The organism is Pseudomonas sp. UBA3153 (assembly GCF_002364635.1).
GTDB lineage: Bacteria > Pseudomonadota > Gammaproteobacteria > Pseudomonadales > Pseudomonadaceae > Pseudomonas_O > Pseudomonas_O kuykendallii.
Window position 1 is genome coordinate 41,352 of record NZ_DEYR01000016.1, and the last position, 22,254, is coordinate 63,605.

Consider the following 22,254-nt stretch of genomic DNA (forward strand, 5'->3'; position numbering starts at 1 on the left):
GCCGGGCGGCCGAAATGTGCCGCCGCCGCTACAGGGTGCCGAAGCTGCCCGCCAGGGTGCCGATGATCAGGCCCCAGCCGTCGATCAGGACGAACAGCATGATCTTGAAGGGCAACGAGATGATCATCGGCGAAAGCATCATCATGCCCATCGCCATCAGCACGCTGGCCACCACCATGTCGATGATGAGGAACGGAATGAAGATCATGAAGCCGATCTGGAACGCCGTCTTCAGCTCGGAGGTGACGAACGCCGGCACCAGGATGGTCAGGGGCGCGTCCTGCGGGCTGGCGATGTCGGTGCGCTTGGAGAGGCGCATGAACAGGTCGAGATCGCTCTCCCGCGTCTGCCCGAGCATGAAGTTCTTCAGCGGCCCCTGCGCCTTGGCGATCGCATCCTGGGCGGTCATCTGCTCATTCAGATAGGGCTGCAGCGCCTCGCGGTTCACCTGGTCGAACACCGGCGCCATGATGAACAGCGTGAGGAACATCGCCAGGCCGATGAGTATCTGGTTGGACGGCGTCTGTTGCAGACCAAGCGCCTGACGCAGGATCGAGAAGACGATGATGATGCGGGTGAAGCTGGTCATCAGCATGACGAACGCCGGGATGAAGCTCAGCGCGGTCATGATCAGCAGGATCTGCAGGCTGACCGAATACTCCTGCTGCCCTTGCGGGTTGGTCGACAGCGTGATCGCCGGGACCGACAGCGGATTGGCGCTATTCACGGCCTCCTGACCGAACGCCAGGGGCGCCGCGATCAGCACGAACAGGGTCAGCAACAAACGCCACATCAATTCTTATCCTTGTCCTTGTCTTTACCGAGCAGCTCCATCAGGCGCTGGGCGAATTCCGGCGACGCCGGCTCGGCATCGGCGACCAGCACCGGCTCGGCGAGCACGTGCAGCGGCGTGATGCGGCCGGGCGAGATTCCCAGCAGCACCTGCTCGCGGCCGACCTGCACCAGCAGCAGACGGTCGCGCGGGCCGAGCGCCTGGCTGGACACCAGTTTGATCGCCTGGCTGCCGCGCGGCCCGATCTGCTGCACGCGACGCAGCGCCCAGGCGAGCAGGAAGATCAGCCCGATCACCAGCAGCAGGCCAAGCAGCATCTGCCCGATCTGGCTGCCGAGGCTGCCGTTACCCGGCAACGCAGCGCTGCCCGTTTCGGCGGCCAGCGCGGAGAGTGGCAAGCCGGAAAGTACGGCGAGGGCGGCTCTGCTCATGGTCAGCTCAGCTTCTTGATGCGTTCGCTGGGGCTGATCACATCGGTCAGGCGGATGCCGAACTTCTCGTTGACCACCACCACTTCGCCATGCGCGATCAGCGTGCCGTTGACCAGCACGTCGAGCGGCTCGCCCGCCAGGCGGTCCAGCTCGATCACCGAACCCTGGTTCAGCTGCAGCAGGTTGCGAATGGTGATGTCGGTGTTGCCGACCTCCATCGAGATCGACACCGGAATGTCGAGGATCACGTCCAGGTTCGGGCCGTCCAGGCTGACCGGAGCGTTGGAGCGCGGCACGCTGCCGAATTCCTCCATCTGCGCCCGCGGCGCGGGCGGCGCCGCGCTCTGCGCGAGCATGGCGTCGATGTCGTCTTGGTCGGCGTCGCCGGCCTCGGCAAGTGCCGCGGCCCATTCATCGGCCAGTGCTTTCTCCTCGGGGGAGGTGTCTTGATCGTCTGCCATCGGTGTTCCTCGGCTGGCTCTGAAAAGGGAATGGAGACGCCCGCCTCAGCGGGCGCGGCCTATCGGCTCGAGCACCTGCAGGGACAGGTTGCCCTTGTGCGCGCCGATCTTGACCTTGAACGCCGGCACGCCGTTGGCGCGCAGGACGATGTTTTCCGGCAGCTCCACCGGGATCACGTCGCCGGGCTGCATGTGCAAAATGTCCCGGACCTTGAGCTGGCGCCGTGCCACCGTGGCGCCGAGCGGCACGCTGACGTCGAGGATGTCCTCGCGCAGTGCCTTCACCCAGCGCTCGTCCTGATCGTCCATGTCGGACTGGAAGCCGGCGTCGAGCATTTCCCGGATCGGCTCGATCATCGAGTACGGCATGGTGATGTGCAGGTCGCCGCCGCCGCCGTCCAGCTCGATGTGGAAGGTCGAGACCACCACCACTTCGCTGGGACTGACGATGTTCGCCAGGGCCGGGTTGACCTCGGAGTTGATGTACTCGAAGTTCACGTCGAGCACCGCGTGCCAGGCTTCGCGAAGGTCGTTGAAGGCCTGGTCGATGACCATCCGCACCACGCGCAACTCGGTCGGGGTGAACTCGCGGCCTTCGATCTTGGCGTGACGGCCGTCGCCGCCGAAGAAATTGTCCACCAGCTTGAACACCAGCTTGGCGTCGAGGATGAACAGCGCGGTTCCGCGCAGCGGCTTCATCTTCACCAGGTTGAGGCTGGTCGGCACGTACAGCGAATGCACGTATTCACCGAACTTCATCACCTGCACGCCACCGACCGCCACGTCCGCCGAGCGGCGCAGGAGGTTGAACATGCTGATGCGGGTGTAACGGGCGAAGCGCTCGTTGATCATCTCCAGCGTCGGCATGCGACCGCGAACGATGCGGTCCTGGCTGGTGAGGTCGTAGCTCTTGACGCTGCCGGGCTCGACGTCGGTTTCGGTCTCGACGGCGCCATCGTCCACGCCGTGCAGCAGGGCGTCGATTTCGTCCTGCGACAGCAGGTCTTGTACAGCCATGGACGGGCTCCTACTGCAATACGAAGTTGGTGAAGAGAACCTGCTCGATCACCGTCTTGCCGACCTCTTTCTGCGCCAGTTCCTGGACGCTGGCGGTGGCCTTCTGGCGCAGCATTTCCTTGCCGACGGCGCTGGTCAGGCTTTCGAAATCCTGGCTGGAAAACAGCATCACCAGGTTGTTCCGCAGGACCGGCATGTGCACCTTCAACGCGTCGAGGGCCGCCTGATCACGGGCCATCAGCGCCACTGTGACCTGCATGTAGCGCTGCCGGCCGTTGTAATTGAAGTTGACCACGAAGGCCGGCGCCAGCGCTTCGTAGATGGCCGGCTGCTTGACCGGAGCGGCGGCGTGCTCCTCGGCCGCCGGCGCCTCCTCCTTCTTCATGCTCTTGCTGAGGAAGAACCAGGTCGCGCCGACGGAACCGCCTATCGCCAGCAACAGGGCCAGCACGATCACGATGATCAGTTTGAGTTTGCTTTTGCCCGCAGGTTTCTCGGCCCCCTCGGGGGCGGGCTGGGGTGGAGCTTTCTTCGCCATGCCAATATTCCGTCGCGCGTCAGGGATCTTTACAGCCATCAATGGCTTAGGAGCAAGTGCTATGCCAGCTTATAAGTAAAAGGCCTTCCCGGAAAACTCTTTCGCCGGGCATCTTCGACCTCGCGTCGCGCGCTGCATAGCCCCTGTGTTGGCCGACCGCCGAGAAAACCGGCAGCGCCGGCGGGAGCGCAAACGAAAAAGGCCCGACGGGACAGAGCCGATCGGGCCTTTCAGGTTTTCGAAACGCCGCGTCAGGCGTAGTAGTCGACCAGTCCGCGACCCGCCTTGAGCGGCGTGCTGGCGACCTCGACGCTGCCGATGAGCACTTCGTCCTCGGAACCGCCCGAGCCGCCGCGCGACGATGAGCCGCCGCGGCCCTGCCCTTCGCTCCCCTGCCCCTGCCAGCCACGCGCCAGCGACTGGTCGGAAACGTTGACGTCGCCCAGGTTCATGCCCTGCTGGGTGAACATGTCGCGCAGACGGTTCATCTGGCCTTCCAGCGCCTCGCGGACCGCGGGATGCGGACTGGCGAAGGCGATCTGGGTCTGGTCCTGGTTGAGGCTGATCTTCACGTCCAGACGCCCCAGGTCCTGCGGATCGAGCTGTATCTCCGCCGATTTCAGATTCTGGCTGGACATCCACATCACCCGATCGACCACCGCCTCGGACCAGCCGTTCTGCTGCATGGGCACCGGCTGCCCCGGCACCACCGCGGAACGTTGGGTCGCGTTGACCTGCTGGGTCATGGCCTGGTTGAGCGAATTCAGTTTATTGGCGAAGTTTTCCGCGCGCAGCTCGCTGACACTGTCCTTCAGGTCACCCGAATCGGCTTCGAGCTCGCCGGGCTTCAGTGCGGCGAGCGCCTCGCCATCGACCGGCAACTGCTCGACCAGCGGAGCGGCGAGCGCAGGGTCGAGCGGCGCCTTGGCGGCCTCGGTGTTCACGGTCTGGACCGCGACCGCCTTGGCCTGCTGCGCCACCACGGCCTGGGCGGCCTGGAAATCCTCCGGCAACGTCAGGCCGGGCGGCAGAAGGTCTTCGACACTGCCCGTGGCCTGCGGCTCCGGTTCGCCCTGCGTCGCAGCGGCCAGCGGTACGGCCGGCACCTCGACGGCGGCAACGTCCGTCGCCAGCGCGGGCACCGCCACGTCCGGCTCCGGCACCGTTGGAACCACGGGCTGCGGCACCAGCCCCATCAGCACCAGCGGGTCGATTGGCTGGCCGTTAGGCTGGTCGGTCGCCTGCACCTGCTCGTCGGCCGGTTCCGCGTCGTCAACCGCCTTCTTGCTCGGCAAGGCTTTGCCGCTATCGGCAACCTCCGGCTTCGCCTTGGCGGTCGTGTCGTCACGCGCGTCGTTGCGCTTGTTGTCGGCGGTCTTCTCATGGCGCGCCTTCGCAGGCGCGTCGCTGCGGTCCGCGGACTTGGGCTGGCGTTCCTTGGCATAGACGTCGGCGAAGCTGGAAGCCTCGCGTTTGCTGGTGTCGTCGGTCTTTACCGGGGCTTTCACCGCGGGCAACTTCATCCGCGTATCGGACGCGGACTGAAGAAGCAGATCGGGGGCGACGGACATGGGGCACTCTCCGCTCGGATGGGTCGTGCCTGAAATAAGCAAGTTAGGGGCCAGCTTTTGGAAAGCGCCGGTTTACGCGGCTTTGCGCCGGGAGAAGAGCCTTCGCAGCCACTCAACCGCGAAAACGTTGACGCTCCGACTTCATCAGGATGCGGACGATGGCGAATTCACGGTTGATCTGCTCGACCAGAACGGCGGCGCTGTCAAACGACTGCCGTTCGCTTTGGTCTTCGAGCTGCTTGCACAGGTCCGCCAGCGACAGGGCGCCCATGTTGCTGCAACTGCCCTTGAAGCTGTGCGCGGTCAGGCGCAGGAGCTGCGCATCCTTGACACGCAAAGCCCCGGCCAGCAGGCGCACACGCTCTTCGGAATCGGCCAGGAAGGTATCCAGCAGAACCGGGTATTCGCCTTCCATGAGGTCCTGCAGTGAAGCGAGGACAGTACCGTCGAGATGCGCGTCTGACACTTGCTCACTCCATGATCAAGGGGGTGGGAATTATGCCTGAGCGGACCAGGAAAACTCCACGCTGACGCCCCGTCCATCGTTCTCCCAGTCGCTCTTCTCGGCCAGTTGGCTGACCAGTTTCAAGCCACGCCCGTGCAGTTGTTCGGTGGATTGCTCGCAGGCCCTGGCCGCCGCCAGGTCGAATCCGCCGCCGCTGTCCTCGACCCGCATGATCAGGCGCCCGCCTCCGTGCTCGGGGCGCAGTTCCAGGTGAAAACGCACGAAGCCTTCCTCCAGCCGGGCGAGCCGCTCCCGGCGCTCGCCGTAGTACTGGGCGAAGCCTTGCACGTCGCGCTTGAGCGACGAGTCCAGGCGCAGCACGCCATGCTCCAGAGCGTTGGAGTAGAGCTCGACCAGCACGGTGTAGAGCGCCCCGACCTGAGGGCGCAGGCCCTGCACCTCCAGCAGCAGCTGCAGCAGGTAGGGCAGCGGGTTCATGTGTTTGAGGGTTTCCGCGCGGAATTCGAAACAGGCCGACCAGTCCAGCGGCGTGTCGTTGCCGTCGTTGGAGAACGTCAACGGCGAGGACCTCGCCTCCTCGATCAGGCTGAGTTCGATCAGGCTGACGTCGTCTTGGGTTTCGCCGCGGAAGGCGCTCAGGGCCTGCTGCACCTCGTCGAACAGTTGGCCGCGCTGCTCGTTCACCGCCATCAGGTCCAGCAGGCGCTGTTCGCCGAACAGCTCGCCCGCATGATTGCGCGTCTCCAGCAGCCCATCCGACAGCAGCAGCAGGCGATCGCCCTCCAGCAGCGGATAGACCTCGTACTTCTCGTCGAACACCGCCGGTTCCAGCACGCCGAGCGGCAGGTGACGGGAAACCAGCGGAATACGTTCATTGCTCCCGCCGCGCAGCAGGTAGCCGTCCGGCAGGCCGCCGTTCCACACCTCGACCACGCGCCGGTGGAAACTCAGGTTGATCAGCGTCGCGCAGCAGAACACCCCGACCGGGAGGATGCGCTTGAGCTTGGCATTCACCTCACGAAGGATGTCGGCAAGCCCGTAGCCCTTGGTGGTCATGCCGTAGAACACCTCCGCCAGCGGCATCGCCCCGATTGCCGCGGGCAGCCCGTGGCCGGTGAAGTCGCCGAGCAGCACATGCATGCCGCCAGAGGGTTTGTACGCGGCCAGCATCAGGTCGCCGTTGAACAGCGCGTAGGGCGATTGCAGGTAGCGGATATTGGGCGCGTTCAGGCAGCCCGAGTGCGCGACCTTGTCGAACACCGCCTTGGCCACGCGCTGCTCGGCAACCAGGTGTTCGTTGTGCTTGGCGATCAGGTCGCGCTGCTCCAGCACCGTCTGCTGCAGGCGGCGCAGGCGGTCCATCGCGCGAATCTTGGCGCCGAGGATCACCCGGTTGTAGGGCTTGGCGAGGAAATCGTCGCCGACCTCAAGGCAATGCACCAGGGCGTCGTTCTCGGTCAGGGACGTGAGGAAGATGATCGGGACAAGCGTCTCGCCGGCGGCGAGTTTGATCAGTCGCGCTGCCTCGAAGCCGTCCATCACCGGCATCAGCGCGTCCATCAACACCAACTGCGGCCGTTCGCGGCAGAACAGCTCAAGGGCTTCCTGCCCGTCGGCGGCGGTCAGCGCGCGATGGCCCTCGCGGGTGACGATGGCCGAGAGCAGCAGGCGATCGGCGGCGTTATCCTCCGCGATGAGGACCGACAACCGCTCAGACATACCGCCTCAACTGATCCGGAAGAGCTGTTCGAAATTGGAGATGGTGAGGATCTTGCGCACGTCCGGGCTGCAGTTGATCAGGCTGATCGCGGCACTCTCGCCGCCGGCGTGATCGCGCAGCAGCAACAGCATGCCGAGCGCGGAACTGTCCAGATAGGTCGCACCCTTGAGGTCGATCACGTAGCGCTTGGGCGAGGCGCTTATGCGTTCGTAGGCGTCGCGGAATTCCTGGTGGGCACCGAAATCGAAACGCCCCTGAATGAGGATGGTCAGCTCCTGACCGTCATCGGAGGCTTGCGAGGTTATAGCCATGAATTCTCCTTATGCGCCGGGAAGGACTGCAGGCGGCGCCTGATCAAGATGTAGCACCGACTCGCCAGGGGAGCAACCGCAGTCAGTCGGTACGCCGCGCGGACAGCCGGGCGGCAAGCTCGTCGAGCTGCTTCTGCTCGCGCTTCTCGTCCGCCGCCCGCGCTTCCTCGATGTAGCGCTGGACCAGCTTGCGCAGCCCTTCGAGGCGCGTGTAGCAGGCCTGCCAGGCGTCACGCGCCTTGCGCAGGTTCTCGCGGTGGAAATCGACGTTGCGCTGCTGCTGGGCGACGGCCGTTTCTAGCTGCGATAGAAAGCGCTGGTAGTTGATCAGCCACTGCCCGGAAACGCCCTGCTGCCCCTGATTGACCAGTTGCTTCTGGTAATCGCCGCGATACCGGTGCAGTTCGTTGAGCTGGTTTTCCACCTGGCCGAGCTGGGTCTGGCAGCGGCCGAGCATGCGCGCGGCCTCGCGCTCGGCCTTTTCCGCCATGTCCACCACCGGCACCAGCCGGGCCGCTCTGCTCTGCGCCATCTATCAGCCCTTGCCGGCCTGCAGAACCGCAGCCAGGTTCGCCGACGCCTGCTCCAGACTCTCGCTTTCGCGCAGGCCCTGGCGCAGGTAGGCGACCATCAGCGGCTGCTTGGCGATGGCCATGTCGGTCTCCGGATCGCCGCCGGCGACGTAGGCGCCGACGCTGATCAGGTCGCGACTCTGCTGGTAGCGCGACCACAGCTGCTTGAAACGCTGGGCGTTGCGCAGGTGTTCGGGGCTGACGACCTGGGGCATCACCCGGCTGATGGAGGCTTCGATGTCGATCGCCGGGTAGTGGCCCTCTTCGGCCAGGCGCCGGGACAGCACGAAGTGGCCGTCGAGCACCCCGCGCGCCGAGTCGGCGATCGGGTCCTGCTGGTCGTCGCCCTCGGAGAGCACGGTGTAGAACGCGGTGATCGAGCCGCCGCCGGCCTCGGCGTTGCCGGCCCGTTCGACCAGCTTGGGCAGCCGGGCGAACACCGAGGGCGGATAACCCTTGGTCGCCGGCGGCTCGCCGATGGCCAGGGCGATCTCCCGCTGGGCCTGGGCGAAACGGGTCAGCGAATCCATCAGCAGCAGGACGTTCTTGCCCTTGTCGCGGAAGTACTCGGCGATGCGCGTGCAGTACATCGCCGCGCGCAGGCGCATCAGCGGCGCTTCGTCCGCCGGCGAAGCCACCACCACCGAACGCTTGAGGCCTTCCTCGCCGAGGATCTCCTGGATGAATTCCTTCACCTCGCGGCCACGTTCGCCGATCAGCCCGACGACGATGATCTCGGCCTCGGTGAAGCGCGTCATCATGCCCAGCAGCACGCTCTTGCCCACGCCCGTCCCGGCGAACAGGCCGAGGCGCTGGCCGCGCCCCACGGTGAGCAGCCCGTTGATGCAGCGGATACCGACGTCCAGCGGCTCATGGATGGGCTCGCGATTGAGCGGGTTGATGATCGGGCCGTCCATCGGCACCCAGTCCTCGGCCTTCATCCGACCCTTGCCGTCGAGGGCATTGCCGGCGCCGTCGAGCACCCGGCCAAGCATGCTCATGCCCATCGGCAGGCGGCCGGTATCGGGCATCGGCACCACGCGGGCGCCGGGCGCGATACCGGCCAGGCTGCCGACGGGCATCAGGTAGATCTTGCCGTTGGAGAAGCCCATGACCTCGGCCTCGACCTGGACCGGCTGGTAGCTGCCGTCGTTGATCACCAGGCAGCGACTGCCGATGGCGGCGCGCAAACCTTCGGCTTCGAGGGTCAGGCCGACCATCCGCAGCAGGCGCCCTTCCACCAGCGGCTGGCTGGGAAGCTGCACGGCCTCGACGTAGCCTGCCAGACGCCGGGCGAGGCTGGTGCGCTCAAGACGCATCGGGCGTGCTCAGGTCGACGGCGACATCGGCAGCCGGCGGGTGCACCTTCTGCTCGCGCTGGTGTTCGAAAATCTGGTTCATCGCCTGGGCCAGGCGCGTCTCTATGCTGGCGTCGATCTGGCTGTGCTCGCTTTCCACCTTGCAGCCTCCGGGCAGCAGGTTCTCGTCTTCCAGAATCCGCCACTTCTCCTCGTTGCGTTCGCGCAACGCCTTGACCAGCTCGAAGTCCTGCGGATTGACATGGATACGCACGTTCTCGGCCCCCATCGGCAGCAATTTGAGGGACTCACGGACGACCTGGCGCAACTGGCTGGAATCGGTCACCAGCTCGCGCTGGATGACCTGGCGAACGACGTGGCCGACCATTTCCACGAGCGTAGCCTCGAGCTGCTGGTCCTGCTCGCCGATGGGCTCGAACAGCTGTGACATCAGCTGTTCGAGCCGCTCGAGCTTGACGTTCAGCAGCGCGTCGGCCTCCTGCTTGGCCTTGATCTGGCCCGAATGGAAGCCGTCCTTCTCGCCGGTGGCGAAGCCTTCGTTGTAGGCGTCCTGGCGGATCGCCTCAAGTTCGTCCAGCGTCAGCGGCTTGACGGCCTGATCGGAGATGTCCTCGATCAGGTTCTGCGCACTCTCCTCGCTCGGCTCCGGCGCCGCGGGCTCGCTGCCCGGCAGCGGCGGCGGGTCGAAACTGGGCAGCGACCAGCTCTCGAAACCACTACCGCGAACGTCGCGCGCGCGGATCAGGTCGCTGGGCTCTTCCTTCGCCATTTAGATCATCTCTTCGCCGCCCTTGCCACCCAGGACGATTTCCCCGGCTTCGGCCATCCGGCGGGCAATGGTAAGAATTTCCTTCTGCGCGGTCTCGACGTCGCTGACGCGCACCGGGCCCTTCGCTTCGAGGTCGTCGCGCAGCAACTCGGCCGCGCGTTTGGACATGTTCTTGAAGACCTTTTCCTTGATCGCCTCGTCGGAGCCCTTGAGCGCCAGGACCAGCACGTCGGACGAGACTTCGCGCATCAGCGCCTGGATGCCGCGGTCGTCGACGTCGGCCAGGTTGTCGAAGACGAACATCAGGTCCTCGATCTGCGACGACAGGTCTTCGTCCATCTCGCGGATCGAATCCATCAACTGGCCTTCGGACGAGCTGTCCAGGTAGTTCATGATGTCGGCCGCCCGCTTCACGCCGCCCATGGTGGCGCGCGAGGTGTTGGAACTGCCGGAGAACTGCTTCTCGAGAATCTGGTTGAGCTCCTTCAACGCCGCCGGCTGCACGGTGTTCAGCGAGGAAACGCGCAGGATGATGTCCAGGCGCACCTTGTGGTCGAAGTGGCTGAGCACCTCGCCGGCCTGGTCGGGGTCCAGGTAGGCGACCACGATTGCCTGGATCTGCGGGTGCTCGTAGCGGATCACGTCGGCCACGGCGCGCGGCTCCATCCACTTCAGGCTGTCCAGACCGCTGGTGCTGCCACCAAGGAGAATCCGGTCGATCAGGCTGCCGGCCTTGTCCTCGCCCAGCGCCTGGGTCAGCATCTTGCGGATGTAGCCATCGGCGCCGACGCCCAGGCTGGTCTGGTCGCCGACGATGTCGACGAACTCGCCCATCACCTTCTCGACCTGCTCGCGGTGCACGTTGCGCATCTGCGCCATGGCCATGCCGACGCGTTGCACTTCCTTCGGACCGAGGTGACGCAACACCTGCGCGGCGTCGGTTTCACCCAGGGACAACAGCAGGATGGCTGCCTTGTCGACCTTGTTCAGCTTGGTGGGGGCGCGCTCATTCATCGGCGTTGATCCAGTCTTTCACGACCTGGGCGACACGACCCGGGTCTTCGGCCACAAGATTCTTGATGGCGTTGAGCTGCGCATCATAACCCTCGGACGGGCTCGGCAGCATGATGCTCTGCGGGCCGCCAAGGCTCACGCGATCGTCGGACAGCTCACCTTCAAGCCCACCGTTCAAGCCTCCGGCTACACCACCCGCGGCACCGAAGGCGCCCAGCTCCTTGCCCTTGCCGCCGCCGCTGATGTTGTTCAGCACCGGACGCAGGACGAACCACACCAGGATCATGATCAGCAGTGCCGGGAACAGTTGCTTGAGCGTGCTCATCAGCATGCTGAACCAGGTCTGCTCGTACCACGGAATGTCGATGGCCTCGATGCCGGTGTCCGGAGCGAAGGCGTTGTTGATCACGCTCACACTGTCGCCACGGCTGGCGTCGAAGCCTACGGCGTCCTGCACCAGGCGGGTGAAGCGCGCCAGTTCGTCGGCGTTCCACGGTGTGTGGGTAACTTCGCCATTCTCAGGGTTGACCTTGATCTGGTCGTCCAGTACCACCGCAACCGACAGACGGCGCAGACGGCCCTGCTGCTGTTTGGTGTAGCTGACGGAACGGTCCAGCTCGTAGTTGCGGGTAGCCTGCTCGCGCTTGTCGGCCGGGAACGGCGCCAGCATCGGCTGACCGGTGGCCGGGTCCATGATCTGTGCGCCATTGGCGTCGAGCAGCGGCTGGCCGGCGGCAATCGGGCCGGCGGGTGCGGCAGCGGCCTGGCCGGTCTGCTGCGGTGCGCTGGCGGGGCCCGGAGGCTGGTTGGACAGCGCGCCCGGCACGCCGCCGCTGCTGGAGCTGGTGCTGCGTTGTTCGTTGACCGACTGCTCGCTGCGCAGCGCCGGCTGATCCGGGTTGAAGGTTTCGGAGGTGGATTCCACCGCGCTGAAATCGACGTCGGCGGAGACTTCGGCCTTGTAGCGGCCGTTACCGACCACCGGCTGGAGGATGTTCTGCACGCGCTGGGTGAACATGCTTTCCATGCGGCGGCTGTAGTCGTACTGCTTGCCGGCCATCGACAGTTCGGACAGCTCCTGCTGGTCGGACAGCAGGTTGCCCTTCTGGTCGACGACGGTGACTTGCGACTTGCTCAGCTCCGGCACGCTGGTGGCGACCAGGTTGACGATAGCCATCACCTGGCTCGGCTCGAGGCTGCGGCCCGGATACAGCTCGACCAGCACCGAAGCGGTCGGCTTGCGCTCGTCACGAACGAATACCGAGCTCTTCGGGATCGCCAGGTGCACACGGGCAGCCTTGATGTTGTTGAGGCTGGCGACGGTGCGGCCCAGTTCACCTTCCAGGCCGCGACGGTAGTTGGTCGCTTCCATGAACTGGCTGGTGCCGAGGGCCTGCTCCTTGTCGAGGATCTCGAAGCCTACATTGCCGTCGGTCTGCTGGATGCCGGCGCCGGCCAGCTTGATGCGGGCGCGGGCGACGTCGTCGGCCTTGACCAGCAGCGCGCCGGAGTTCGGCTCGATCTTGTAGGGAATGTCGGCGGTGGTCAGCGCTTCGATCACCTGGTTGGCGTCCATGCCGGTCAGGCTGCCGTACAGCGGACGGTAGTCCGGCTGTTGCGACCAGAGCACCACGGCGAAGCCGATCGCCACGCTGGCGGCCAGGCCAACCAGCAGCCCGATCTGCCGCAGCATGCTCATCTGCGACAGGTTGCTGAGGAAGGCGAGACCCAGCAGCGGCTTCTTCGGCTCCGAAGCGTCGGCGGGGTTGCGGGCGGGAACGTTCATAACAGCATCGGCCATGTCTTGATCCTACCTGCCCTTAAACCGGCATCTGCATGATGTCTTGATACGCCTGAACCAGTTTGTTACGCACCTGGGTCATGGCCTGGAAGGAAACGCTCGCCTTTTGGGATGCGATCATCACGTCGGTGATGTCCACCCCGCTCTTGCCCATCTCGAACGCATTGGAAAGCTGGCTGGAGGCTTGCTGGGTTTCATTCACCTTGCCGACGGCCTGACCGAGCATGTCGGCGAAGCTTGGCGCGCCCACTGCGGCGGGCTCGCTGGCCGCCGGTTTGGCGCGGGCCATCGCTTCCGTCTGCATGGAACGCATTTCCAGCATCAGTCGATTGAATTCAATACCCTGGCTCATCGCACTCTCCGGCTTCCGCAGCTTTTTTGACGCTTGGCGGCTTCTTGAATAGGAGATTGCAACTAGGGTGCCAAAACCTGAACAGGTTCGGCATACGGGCTGGAGCGCCCGGCAGACGCGGCCTGCAGCGATGAAGGCGCCTTCGTCAGGTCAGTTGTTCGATACCCGCGCGAACGAAATCCGTCGAGACTTTCGACGGAAACGGCGGCTGGGATAGCCGCTGGCGGATTACTGGCGGGACGCTGCGGACGACATCAGCTGGCGTAGAGATAAGCCTCCACGTCCATTCCGGCGTCGCGCATCTGGGCCAGCTTGTAGCGCAGGGTGCGCGGGCTGATCCCCAAGCGCTCCGCCGCCTCCTTGCGTCGGCCGCGCTCGCAGCGCAGCGTCTCGATGATCATCTTGAACTCCCGCCGGCGCAGGTCTTCGCTCAGGTCACCGGCAGCCTCCGCCGCGGCGGGCGGCGGACTGACCAGCATTGGCGCGGCTACCGGCACCGGCACCGGGGCATAGCCGATGGGCGAGGTCAGGCACAGGTCGTGGGGCTGGATGATGCCGCCCTGCTGGAGGATCAGCGCGCGCTGGATGGCGTTGTCCAGTTCGCGCACGTTGCCCGGCCAGGGGTGCGCGGTCAGGCAAGCGCGTGCCTGCTCGGAGAAGCGCACGGCGGCATGGTTCATTTTCTTGACGTGCTTGCCGAGCAGGCGTTCGGCCAGCGGCAGGATATCGGCGGTCCTTTCGCGCAGCGGGCGCCAGGCCAGCGGGAATACCGAAAGCCGGTAGTAGAGATCTTCGCGGAAGCGCCCCGCCGCCACTTCCACCTGCAGATCGCGGTTGCTGGTGGCGAGCACGCGGATGTCCAGGGCGATCGGCTTGCGCGCACCGACGCGTTCCACTTCGCGCTCCTGCAGCACCCGCAGCAGTTTGGCCTGCAGGCCGAGCGGCATTTCGGAAATCTCGTCGAGCAGGAGAGTCCCGCCTTCCGCCAGCTCGAACTTGCCCGGCTGTGCGCTGACCGCGCCGGTGAAGGAACCCTTCTCATGGCCGAACAGCGTGGCCTCGAGCATGTTGTCGGGAATCGCCGCGCAGTTGATCGCGATGAACGGCTTGGCGGCACGCGGCGACTGCTGGTGGATGTAGCGTGCCAGCACTTCCTTGCCGGTGCCGGATTCGCCGGTGATCATCACCGTCGAGTCGCTACGGGCGACACGGGCCGCCAGGTCGAGCAGCTGCAGACTGGCCGGCTCCAGTGCGACCGGACCTTCGTCGCTGACGCCAGGACGGCCGAGCGCGTGGCGCCCGACGAGCTCCAGCAGGGTGTTCGAATCGAACGGCTTGACCAGGTAATCGACGGCGCCCTGGCGCATCGCGTCCACCGCGCGCTCGACGGCGCCGTAGGCGGTCATCAGCAGCACCGGCAATTGCGGATAGCGCGAACGGATCAGCCCGAGCAGGTGATGGCCATCCATACCCGGCATGTTCACGTCGCTCAGCACCAGGCTGAAGGCGTGCTCGTGCAGCGCGGCGAGCGCCGCTTCGGCGCAGTCCACGGCGACGAAATCGTGACCGGCCAGCGCCAGCGTGTCGGCCAGGGCCTCGCGCAGGGCGCGGTCGTCTTCGACGAGCAGGATGTTCGCGGTCATGGTCACTCCGGAAAAGCAGTTGGCGCCGCAGCGATCAGCGGCAGATCGAGAATCGCGCAGGTACCGAAGCCAACCCGCGAACGCAGTTGCAGCGCGCCGCGATGCGCACGCGCCACGGCCTTGACCACCGCCAGCCCGAGGCCGGTGCCGGTGGTTCTGGTGGTGAAGAACGGTTCGCCCAGCCGCGCCAGGGTCGGCGCATCGATGCCGGGGCCGTTGTCGCTGACGCACAGGCGCAGGCGGTCGGCGCGCGCGTACAGGTGAATCTTCAGGGCGACACCGCGCCCGGCGGCGGCCTGGAGGGCGTTCTCGATCAGGTTGATCACCGTGCCGACCAGGGTGTCGCGGTTGCACAGCAGTTCGCCCACCCGCGCGTCGCACTGCCAGCGCACGTTCACCCCGTCGATATGGGTCTCCGCGGCGCTGCGCAGCGCATCGAACAACGCTCCGGGCGCCAGTCTATCGGTCATCGGCAGCTCGCCACGGGCGAACACCAGCATGTCGCGGACCTGGTGCTCCAGCTCATGCAGGCGCTCCTTGAGACGCCCGGCGAAACGCTGTTGCTGCTCGGGAGGCAGCACGCGCTCGTTCAGATGGCTGGCATAGAGCATCGCCGCCGACAGCGGCGTGCGCACCTGATGCGCCAGCGAGGCGACCATCCGGCCGAGCGCGGAAAGCCGCTCGTGACGGGCCAACTGGTCCTGCAGGCGGCGGGTTTCGGTAAGGTCGGTGAGCAGCACCAGCTGGCCCGGCTCCCCATTGAGCGAACGCGTCGCGATGGACAGCCGCCGGCCATCCTTGAGCGACACTTCGTGGCCATCGTCCTGGCGCGGCGCGAAGCAACGGACGATCACCTGGCGCCAGAGCACCCCGACCAGCGGCTGGCCGAGCAGTTGCCCGGCGACCGGATTGGCTTCGCGGACCAGGCCCTGGCCGTCGATCACCACGACCCCGCCGGGAAGCAGGTCGAGCAGGCTCTGCAGACGCTGCGCCAGGCGCTCCTTCTCTGCCAGCTCCTGCATGCGCTGGGCGCTGACCAGTTCCAGTTCGCCGGTGAGCTGATCGACGCGGGCCTGCAGCGATCCGTAGGAGTCGCTGAGCCGTTCCGACATCTGCTCGAACAACGCATACGCCCGGCCGAGTTCATTGGCGGAGCGATCGCTCGGCGGAACGGGTTCGATGGCGGCGCTCTGGGCGACTGGCTTCATGTGAATCTCTCGCGTGGCGACCGTCAGAGAACGGTCGTGTTGAGAGACGAATAGCAATCCCCGTGCCCATAAAAAAACAGCCCGCTTTTCAATGAGTTGATAAGCGGGCGTCAAACTTTTGGAAGGGAAACCCGTGAAGCGGGCGTGGGAGACGAGAAGCGCGTCAGCCCTCGTCTTCATCCTCGCGGCGGCTCATGCCGTACTTGCGCATTTTCTCCACCAGCGTCGTGCGGCGGATGCGCAGGCGCTCGGCGGCGCGTGCCACCACGCCGTTGGCGTCGTCCAGTGCTTGCTGGATGAGGCCCTGCTCGAGGTTGCCCAGATAATCCTTGAGGTCCAGGCCCTCGGGCGGAAGCATGCTGCCGGAGTCGATGCCCACCGGAAGCTGGCTGGTCAGCGCGGCGCGCTCTTCGAGCTCTTCGCGCAGGCTGGCGGTGAGGTTCTCGTCCTCGTCGTCGACGTAGCGGAATTTCTTCGGCAGGTCGGAAACGCCGATCACCCCGTACGGATGCATGATCGCCATGCGCTCCACCAGGTTGGCCAGCTCGCGGACGTTGCCCGGCCAGTCGTGCTGACACAGCGACATGATCGAGCCGGAGTTGAAACGGATCGAGCCGCGCTTCTCGTGCTCCATGCGCGAGATCAGTTCGCTCATCAGCAGCGGGATGTCCTCGACGCGCTCGCGCAGCGGCGCCATCTCGATGGGGAAGACGTTGAGGCGGTAATACAGGTCCTCGCGGAAGCTGCCCTCCTCGATCATCTTCTCGAGGTTCTTGTGGGTGGCCGCGATGATGCGCACATCGGCGCTCTGGGTCTTGTTGCTGCCGACTCGCTCGAAGGTGCGTTCCTGCAGCACGCGCAACAGCTTGACCTGCATCGGCAGCGGCATGTCGCCAATTTCATCGAGGAACAGCGTGCCCCCGTTGGCCAACTCGAAGCGCCCTGCCCGGCTGGTGATGGCGCCGGTGAACGCGCCCTTCTCGTGGCCGAACAGTTCGCTTTCCAGCAGCTCCGCCGGGATCGCGCCGCAGTTGACCGGCACGAACGGCCCTTCGCGCCGCTTGGAATGGTAATGCAGGTTGCGCGCGACCACTTCCTTGCCGGTGCCCGACTCGCCGAGGATCAGCACACTGGCCTCGGTGTCCGCGACCTGCTGCATCATCGTCCGCACATGCTGGATGGCGCGGCTGGTGCCCACCAGGCTGCGGAACAGGTTCGGCTCGCGCTGACGGCCACGCTCGCGGGCCTCGTCGTACATTTCGCGATAGACCTGGGCGCGGTGCAGCGAGTCAAGCAGCTTGTTGTAGCTGGGCGGCATCTCCAGCGAGGCCAGCACGCGGCGGCGCAGCTCCTCCGGGCAATCCGCGGCGAGCGACTCTCCGATCATCAGTACCGGGAGAAACTCGTCCCAGGCACCGACCTGCTTGAGCAGCTCGCTGCTACCGCCCTTAGCGCTGACTTCGCCGAGCAGTACGCCAAGCACGTCCCGACTGGAGTTCAGCGGAGCGATGCAGTCTCGCCACTCCTGACTGCGACAGGCCAGGTGGTCCTCGCCAAGAAAATTGAGGATGACCGCCAGGTCGCGACGACGGTCGTCATTGTCATCAATCAGGAGAATCTTGGTTTCACGCCACATAGAGGTTGGCTTCTAGGTCGGACGGAGAAAAGGCCACACGGCTCTAACGCGGTAGCAATATGCCGCTAGTAAAGTCAAAAAACGGTCGCCAGTCAAATTTATGGCACAAAAAAAGCCTGGATTTGACTCAGGCTTGCTTTGTGTCACTTCGCCAGCGCGGTCTCAGCCAAACATCTTGTAGATCTTGGCACCCTGATGGGCCTTGTTGACCTGGGCCATTTCCTCGCCGAGGCGCTCGCGAACGCTTCTGCAGGAGGTGACCAGATCACGGTAGATCGCCAGGATGTCCTCCAGCGTCATCTTCAGGTCGCTGTCGCGCTCGACTTCGCGCATGGCGTCATCGACCGCTTCGCGGCACTGCTGATCGAGCAAGCCGATAGCCGCCCAATCCTGATTGGTCAGTGCATCCCGCAAAGCTATACCGGTAGTTTCGAGACGCTTAACGGCAGTGTTCATGATCACGCACCTTGAATGGGAGCAGGAGCCGGCGCGATGCCGTCCCAACCATCTTTGACCTTGCGCAGCAGGGAAGAAACCAGTTCCAGGGAGCTGGGGTCGTTCTTCAGATTGGCCTGAAGCAGACGCTGGCTCATGAATTCGTACAGACCCTCGAGATTGTCGGCGTACTCGCCGCCCTTCTCCTTGTCCAGCGCCTGACGCAAGCCGTTGATGATATTGATGGCCTTGCCGATCAGCGCGCCTTTCTCGCCGGTCTGACCGCGCGCCATGGCGCCCTCGGCCTGGGCGATCCGGTCCAAAGCTCCCTCGTAGAGCATCTGGATCAGACGGTGAGGACTTGCTTCAGCCAGTTGCGACTGGGTGCTGACTTGCTGGTAATTCCTGAGGGCAGAGGCTGGGTACATGCCGGCGGCTCCTAAATAAGACGAATGAAACCTTCTGATTTAGTTATCGGGTCAGCCGGTGGAATCTTTAGCGTGGAACGCAAATTTGCTCGGAGAAAGCGTGGCGGGTAGACACAAGGCGACGCCATTACGGAGCGTGGCGATCGCGGCAAATGCCCCGTCGCGCATGCTCCGTCCCAGCTGGCGGATGGGGTGATAGCCCCGGGACATCAATTGTCCTTGTTGTTCAACGCGTTGAGCGTTTCCAGAATGCTCGAGCTGGTCGCGTTGAGCTGGGCCACCAGGGCATCCATGGTGTTGTACTTCTTGTAGAGGCTGGTCTGCAGTGTCTCGATCCGCCGATCAAGCGATTCCTGCTGGTCATCCAGTTTGTCCAGCGTGCCCTGCAGCGAGTTCTGCTTGCTTTCGAGAAGGCCGCCCTTGGCGGTGTACACCGAGGTGACATCGCCGAGACGCGAAATCAGCCCGTCATCTCCCGTGAAGAAGGACTTGACCGAGTCGTAGTTGGCTTCGACGCCGGCGGTCAATGCCTTCTCATCGAGCTTCAGGGTGCCGTCCTTGTTCGTCGATACGCCCAGCTGTGCCAGGATGCTCAGGCTGCCGCTGCCCGTGGACGGCTGGACCATTGCGCTGCGGACCGAGTTCATCATGGTCCGAATCGTCGCATCACCGACCAGAGCGCCGGCGTCCGTGGTGCTGCCATCGGCGGACACGGTGACCTTGGTGAGCGCGTTGGTCACCGTCATCAGAGTGTTGTAGGCGTTGACGAAGGTCTCCACCGACGACTTGATGCCATCGGTGTTGGTCGACATCGAGATCGTCGACTCGCCCTTCCCCTTCAGGGTGATGGTCAAGCCGCTGAGGGCGGACGTAGTGTTGGTCGAGCTGGACATCTCCAGCCCGTCGAGGGTGAACTTGGCATCCCCGGAAAGGGTGATGTAACCGGCACCGGTGCCGCTCTGCTTCTGCAAATTGTGCGAGACGGTGGTGACCCCGTCGCCATCGGTGGTGGACGTGACGTTGACGTTGAGTGCTGCCAGATCACCGGTACCCGACATGAAGATATCGGTATTCTCGCCGGTGGTTTCCGATGACAGTACGAGGCGCGAACCATTGGAGTCGGTAACGATGTTCGCGGTGATACCGGCGCTCGAAGACAACTGGGAATTGATCGAGTCGCGGATGCTGCTCAGCGAGGCGCCGGCAGACACGTTCACCGAATAGTGGGCATTGTCGCCCACGTCGATTTTCAGCTTCCCACCGGATGCGAAGGTGGTAGCGCTGCCGCCGCTTAGACTCGCGGTGGCTACCTTCGAGGCGGTGGCAAGACTGGTGACGTTGAGCGCGTAGAAACCCTCCACGGCACCCGACTTGGAAGTGACGGTGGCGACCGTTTCGGTGGACGACTTGGCACTGAGCCCGTCGAAACTGGTGCTCTTCGATGTCAGCGCGGTCAACGAGGCCTCGAAGGCCTCCATTGCCGCCTTCAAGGTGCCCACGGCAGACAAACTGGTTTCGGTCTTCGCCGTAAGGCGATCAATCTGCCCCTGCTTGGGCGCCTTCTCGGCGTTGACGGTGACTTCTACCAGCGCATCGATATCCAGCCCGGAACCCAGGCCGGTGATCGACGTTTTGGTGGACGACGAGCTGGTGGTGGTAGCCGGCGTCGGCGTAGACGTCGTTCCCGTCGTAGATGTTGTAGTCACCATCGTTGCTATCCCCTATGCCATTTTAGTGGCGCTGATACTTCCCTTTTAGCAAAAAACGCGCCAGATCAAGCCTGCTCGCGAAACAGCAAGCTGCGCATGCCATCCAGATTAGCCGCCAGTTCCAGCGCTTCCTCCGAGGGAATCTGGCGAATCACTTCACCGGAGTCGCTGGCGACGACCTGCACGACCACGCGGCCACTGGAGTCGTCGAGGTGGAAATCCAGATTGCGTTTAATCGACTGGGCGTAGTTCTGCATGCTCGCTACCGCCGAGTCCAGCTCGCCACGATCAATCGATTCACCCGCACTCACCGCGTTTTCGGCCTTCCCGGTCGCCACGCTGGTTACCGCCTCCGACGACGCCTTGCCCGACGTAGCGGACGTGGACGTGGTCGTGGACGGGACATATTGCACATTCGGAGTCGTGATGTTCATTTGGAAATCACCTCACAACAGGAAAAGGGGGAAGGCATCAATGCACTTCCCCCTCCACCCTATTTGGTATCGATTACTGGAGCAGACTCAGCACAGCGGACGGCAGCTGGTTGGCCTGGGCCAGGATCGCTGTCGACGCTTGTTGCAGAGTTTGCTGCTTGGTCAGCTCGGCAGTTTCCGATGCGAAGTCAGCGTCCTGAACGCGGCTACGTGCAGCCGTGGAGTTCTCGGAGATGCTCTGCAGGTTGGAAACCGTGCTGTCGAAGCGGTTCTGTACAGCACCGAGGTCGGCACGCTGGCTGTCGATGTTAGAGATGGCCTTGTCGATGACCGAAATTGCACTTTGAGCATCTGCAGCGCTAGTGATCTCGGTATCGTTGATGCTGGTCAGCTCAGACTTGGCGCTCGTTGTTCCAGATGCAGCGAACAAACCGGACACGCCAGTACCAGTCAGCGAGTACGACGAAGCCGAATCCAACTGTATGGCGCCGGTAACGGTCACTCCGCTACCTGCAGTGGTGCCTGTACCGATATTGGTGCCACTAGAGGCGTACTCACCATCACCCCCCATAGCTTTCACGGTCACACCGGTGTAGTCGGTGGTCACTCCACTCCCGCTGGAGGCTGCGGCGAACTTGATGTTCTCACCGCTGGCAGAGGTAATGCTCAGCTCTTCGGTGGACTCGTTGAAGCTTACGGAAATACCCAGCTCGGAAGCGTTGGACTTCAGCTGATCAGCGAGGTCAGAGACGTCCTGAACACCGATGATATCCATTGCCTCGGAATCGCCGACTTTAATGCTGAAGCTTGCACCGCTTGCACCAACGGTGCCGACTTCCAGCTTGGCGGTAGTACTTGCTGTGGCGCTAAGACCGGTGATCTTGCCATCGATAGCTTTGGCAATATCCTTGGCAGATTCTCCAGTCGTGATATCTACCTTTTCAGCTTTCCCGCCGCCAGTGATGGTGATGCTGCCGCTGGCAACCGCACCAGTACCGCTGGCCGGGGTCATTGCTACGCTCTGGACCTGCTGGGAACCGATCTTGTTGGCCGAAATATTGCCCAGGCTAACGTTGATCGTTTCGTTGGCGTTGGCACCCACCTGGAAACTGGACGTACCGAAGGAACCGTCGAGCAGGTTGCGCCCACCGAAGGTGGTGGTGCTGGCGATACGGGTCAGTTCGGTGCTGAGCTGCGAGTACTCGGCCTGCAGGGAGCTGCGGTCTTCGTCGCTGTTCGAGCCGTTTGCCGATTGCAGAGCCAGTTCACGCATACGTTGCAGGATGTTGGTGGATTCCTGCATGGCGCCTTCAGCGGTCTGCGCGATGGAGATGCCATCGTTGGAGTTCTTGACCGCTACATCCAGGCCGTTGATCTGGCTGGTCAGGCGGTTGGAGATCTGCAGGCCAGCCGCATCGTCTTTGGCGCTGTTGATTTTCAGGCCGCTGGACAGACGTTGCATGGTAGTCGACAGAGCGTCAGAAGACTTGTTCAGGTTCTTCTGGGTATTCAGTGCGGCAATGTTGGTGTTGACGGTAAGAGCCATGACGAGAACCTCGTGGTGTGGGCTTGTACGACTCCCGGCCTTGGCAACCGCCGGGATTGGCCTAGAGAGCTTTCGTGATG

General features: G+C 64.0%; 23 protein-coding genes. All 23 read right to left on the minus strand.

The genetic code is table 11. The annotated features are described in order from the left end of the window. Positions 1 to 28: 28 nt before the first annotated feature. Positions 29 to 793: a flagellar type III secretion system pore protein FliP gene (gene fliP, locus B2X67_RS04140; RefSeq protein WP_090229563.1), complete on the minus strand. Its 765-nt coding sequence runs from the start codon at positions 791 to 793 to the stop codon at positions 29 to 31. Then, entirely contained in the window at positions 793 to 1,224 is a 432-nt protein-coding gene (gene fliO, locus B2X67_RS04145; RefSeq protein WP_286784703.1) for a flagellar biosynthetic protein FliO, read from the minus strand. The genes fliP and fliO overlap by 1 nt, the downstream gene beginning before the upstream one ends. 2 nt (positions 1,225 to 1,226) lie before the next feature. Further along, positions 1,227 to 1,685, minus strand: coding sequence for a flagellar motor switch protein FliN (gene fliN, locus B2X67_RS04150; protein ID WP_273229300.1), 459 nt, complete (start codon positions 1,683 to 1,685; stop codon positions 1,227 to 1,229). A 45-nt stretch (positions 1,686 to 1,730) separates the two neighbouring features. Beyond that, positions 1,731 to 2,702 carry a flagellar motor switch protein FliM gene (fliM, locus tag B2X67_RS04155; protein ID WP_090229570.1) on the minus strand — a complete coding sequence of 324 codons (972 nt, stop codon included), beginning with the start codon at positions 2,700 to 2,702 and terminating at the stop codon, positions 1,731 to 1,733. A 10-nt stretch (positions 2,703 to 2,712) separates the two neighbouring features. Then, a complete protein-coding gene (gene fliL / locus B2X67_RS04160) occupies positions 2,713 to 3,240 on the minus strand; it encodes a flagellar basal body-associated protein FliL (protein ID WP_273229301.1) in 528 nt (175 codons plus the stop codon). A 251-nt stretch (positions 3,241 to 3,491) separates the two neighbouring features. Further along, positions 3,492 to 4,811, minus strand: a complete 1,320-nt coding sequence (locus B2X67_RS04165) for a flagellar hook-length control protein FliK (RefSeq protein WP_286784704.1) — start codon at positions 4,809 to 4,811, stop codon at positions 3,492 to 3,494. Between the two features lie 112 nt (positions 4,812 to 4,923). After that, entirely contained in the window at positions 4,924 to 5,277 is a 354-nt protein-coding gene (locus tag B2X67_RS04170) for an Hpt domain-containing protein (RefSeq protein WP_286784705.1), read from the minus strand. A gap of 30 nt (positions 5,278 to 5,307) precedes the next feature. Beyond that, positions 5,308 to 6,996 carry a fused response regulator/phosphatase gene (locus B2X67_RS04175; protein ID WP_286784706.1) on the minus strand — a complete coding sequence of 563 codons (1,689 nt, stop codon included), beginning with the start codon at positions 6,994 to 6,996 and terminating at the stop codon, positions 5,308 to 5,310. Positions 6,997 to 7,002: 6 nt separating this feature from the next. After that, a complete protein-coding gene (locus B2X67_RS04180; protein WP_273229304.1) occupies positions 7,003 to 7,308 on the minus strand; it encodes an STAS domain-containing protein in 306 nt (101 codons plus the stop codon). 82 nt (positions 7,309 to 7,390) lie between these two features. Beyond that, positions 7,391 to 7,840: a flagellar export protein FliJ gene (gene fliJ / locus B2X67_RS04185; protein ID WP_273229305.1), complete on the minus strand. Its 450-nt coding sequence runs from the start codon at positions 7,838 to 7,840 to the stop codon at positions 7,391 to 7,393. Between the two features lie 3 nt (positions 7,841 to 7,843). Continuing rightward, positions 7,844 to 9,199 carry a flagellar protein export ATPase FliI gene (fliI, locus tag B2X67_RS04190; RefSeq protein ID WP_090229586.1) on the minus strand — a complete coding sequence of 452 codons (1,356 nt, stop codon included), beginning with the start codon at positions 9,197 to 9,199 and terminating at the stop codon, positions 7,844 to 7,846. Next, entirely contained in the window at positions 9,189 to 9,968 is a 780-nt protein-coding gene (fliH, locus tag B2X67_RS04195; RefSeq protein ID WP_286784707.1) for a flagellar assembly protein FliH, read from the minus strand. Before fliH ends, fliI begins: the two co-directional genes overlap by 11 nt. After that, positions 9,969 to 10,982: a flagellar motor switch protein FliG gene (gene fliG / locus B2X67_RS04200; RefSeq protein WP_090229590.1), complete on the minus strand. Its 1,014-nt coding sequence runs from the start codon at positions 10,980 to 10,982 to the stop codon at positions 9,969 to 9,971. It abuts the gene before it with no gap. Then, on the minus strand, positions 10,975 to 12,783 hold the full coding sequence (gene fliF, locus B2X67_RS04205) for a flagellar basal-body MS-ring/collar protein FliF (RefSeq protein ID WP_286784708.1): 1,809 nt from the start codon (positions 12,781 to 12,783) through the stop codon (positions 10,975 to 10,977). Before fliF ends, fliG begins: the two co-directional genes overlap by 8 nt. A gap of 19 nt (positions 12,784 to 12,802) precedes the next feature. Then, positions 12,803 to 13,135 carry a flagellar hook-basal body complex protein FliE gene (gene fliE, locus B2X67_RS04210; RefSeq protein WP_090229594.1) on the minus strand — a complete coding sequence of 111 codons (333 nt, stop codon included), beginning with the start codon at positions 13,133 to 13,135 and terminating at the stop codon, positions 12,803 to 12,805. A 254-nt stretch (positions 13,136 to 13,389) separates the two neighbouring features. After that, complete coding sequence (fleR, locus tag B2X67_RS04215; protein WP_286784709.1) at positions 13,390 to 14,778, minus strand: sigma-54-dependent response regulator transcription factor FleR; 1,389 nt, start codon at positions 14,776 to 14,778, stop codon at positions 13,390 to 13,392. 2 nt (positions 14,779 to 14,780) lie between these two features. Further along, positions 14,781 to 15,986: a sensor histidine kinase gene (locus tag B2X67_RS04220; protein ID WP_286784710.1), complete on the minus strand. Its 1,206-nt coding sequence runs from the start codon at positions 15,984 to 15,986 to the stop codon at positions 14,781 to 14,783. A 163-nt stretch (positions 15,987 to 16,149) separates the two neighbouring features. Beyond that, a complete protein-coding gene (locus B2X67_RS04225; protein ID WP_286784711.1) occupies positions 16,150 to 17,622 on the minus strand; it encodes a sigma-54 dependent transcriptional regulator in 1,473 nt (490 codons plus the stop codon). Between the two features lie 162 nt (positions 17,623 to 17,784). Next, positions 17,785 to 18,078 (minus strand): flagellar protein FliT, encoded by a 294-nt coding sequence (locus tag B2X67_RS04230; protein ID WP_273229311.1) that lies wholly within the window; start codon positions 18,076 to 18,078, stop codon positions 17,785 to 17,787. Positions 18,079 to 18,080: 2 nt separating this feature from the next. After that, on the minus strand, positions 18,081 to 18,485 hold the full coding sequence (gene fliS, locus B2X67_RS04235) for a flagellar export chaperone FliS (RefSeq protein ID WP_286784712.1): 405 nt from the start codon (positions 18,483 to 18,485) through the stop codon (positions 18,081 to 18,083). Between the two features lie 209 nt (positions 18,486 to 18,694). Further along, positions 18,695 to 20,194 carry a flagellar filament capping protein FliD gene (fliD, locus tag B2X67_RS04240; RefSeq protein WP_286784713.1) on the minus strand — a complete coding sequence of 500 codons (1,500 nt, stop codon included), beginning with the start codon at positions 20,192 to 20,194 and terminating at the stop codon, positions 18,695 to 18,697. Between the two features lie 65 nt (positions 20,195 to 20,259). Further along, the gene (locus B2X67_RS04245) at positions 20,260 to 20,628 is read right to left on the minus strand and encodes a flagellar protein FlaG (RefSeq protein ID WP_090229614.1); all 369 of its coding nucleotides are present in this window, start codon (positions 20,626 to 20,628) and stop codon (positions 20,260 to 20,262) included. 73 nt (positions 20,629 to 20,701) lie between these two features. Continuing rightward, positions 20,702 to 22,174, minus strand: a complete 1,473-nt coding sequence (locus B2X67_RS04250) for a flagellin (RefSeq protein WP_286784714.1) — start codon at positions 22,172 to 22,174, stop codon at positions 20,702 to 20,704. Positions 22,175 to 22,254: the final 80 nt, after the last annotated feature.